Origin of the sequence: Pseudosulfitobacter pseudonitzschiae, from assembly GCF_900129395.1 — a bacterium.
Classification (GTDB): domain Bacteria; phylum Pseudomonadota; class Alphaproteobacteria; order Rhodobacterales; family Rhodobacteraceae; genus Pseudosulfitobacter; species Pseudosulfitobacter pseudonitzschiae.
Window position 1 is genome coordinate 1 of the sequence record NZ_FQVP01000031.1, and the last position, 1,458, is coordinate 1,458.

The 1,458-nt window shown below is 57.5% G+C and carries 2 protein-coding genes; both read left to right on the forward strand.

The window, feature by feature from the left end:
- Positions 1-666: Mu transposase C-terminal domain-containing protein (locus BUC08_RS24115; protein ID WP_200796240.1), on the forward strand; the 666-nt coding region annotated here is incomplete at its 5' end.
- A gap of 1 nt (position 667) precedes the next feature.
- Positions 668-1,458, forward strand: a 791-nt coding sequence (locus tag BUC08_RS24120) for a TniB family NTP-binding protein (RefSeq protein WP_073194657.1), incomplete at its 3' end; no start/stop codon positions are given.

Genomic DNA, 1,458 nt, shown 5'->3' on the forward strand with positions numbered 1-1,458 from the left:
GACTATGACGCCGAAAGCAAGGCCACGATGACGTTGAGCGAATTCGATCGCTGGTTTGCTCTGGAAATCTGCCGTTACAACAACAGCATTCATTCAAGTCTTGGCTGCACGCCCGTTGCCAAATGGGAGGCGCTCTCAGAGCAAATGACAGGCGACATCCCCTTCGAGATGGAAGCCTTTCAGGTGAGCTTCCTGCCGAGTGAACTGCGCAAGATCAGGCGTGACGGCATCCATCTGTTCCAGATAAGGTACTGGTCCGATGCCCTTGCAGGCCACATTGGGCGCGGGGATGGAAAGGTGGTCGTTCGCTACGATCCTCGCGATATCTCAATGATCTGGGTCGAACTGGACGATGGCCGGTATGTTGAGGCGCGGTACAGAAACCTGGAAATTCCGCCCGTCTCGCTCTGGGAATATCGCGAAGCGATGAGGAAGGCCCGTGCCCTTGGCAAGTCCGGGTCTAATGAGCTGGTGCTGGCTGAGCTGATCCGACAGCAACGCCAGATCGAAGCTGAAAGCCGGGGCCTGACGAAGGCCGAACGCAGAACCCGTGAAAGAAAAGGGACATTGGAGGGCACCAACTCGGCTGTCTCGAAAACCGAAGGGCTGCGCCCGATCGACACGGGTGATACATCGCGCCCATTGTTCAAAGTGGAGAGATGGTGAATTGAGGGCAGGGACAACAGAGGAAGACGGTCGGATCGCCCTCATTCAATCGGATATCTGGATCGGCTTTCCGCGAGCCGAACAAGTTCTGGACCGTTTGCAGGGTATGATCGATGCGCCAAGGCAAACCCGTATGCCCGGCCTTCTTGTGCATGGCGCATCCGGGATCGGAAAGACGATGATCGCCCGCAACCTGTCGCGCAGGTATGCACCGGAATATGACCCAGCATCGGGAATTACGCGAACGCCGCTGTTGCTGCTACAAGCGCCGCCAGCTCCCGACGAACGGCGGTTCTATCTGCACATCCTTGCGACCGTCGGAGCACCGGCCACGGCACTGAGCGCGCGCGCTCAAAATGTGGCCTCCCTCGAAGTCCGTGTCATCGCGCTTTTGCGCGACCTTGGCCTGCGGATGATCATGATCGACGAGGTCCACAACCTCTTGGCCGGGACCCATCGTGAACAGCGCCGCTTTCTCAATGTTCTTCGGTATCTCAGCAATGAGCTCGAGGTGTCACTGGTCTGCCTTGGGGTCAGCGAGGCCGTCGATGCTATTCGCGGTGATATCCAGCTTGCCCGACGGCTGGACGAACATCATCTGCCAAACTGGCGCGACGATGCCGAGTTCTCGGACATGATCCAGACCCTTATTGCTGCCATGCCACTAGAAAAGAAGTCCAACCTGAAGGTCAAATCTCTCAAGCAGGTCTTGGCACTGACCGGTGGGGTGACCTCGCGCATCTTCGCTCTGGTCAAGGATCTTTCCATCGACGCCATTCTCACAGGTGATGA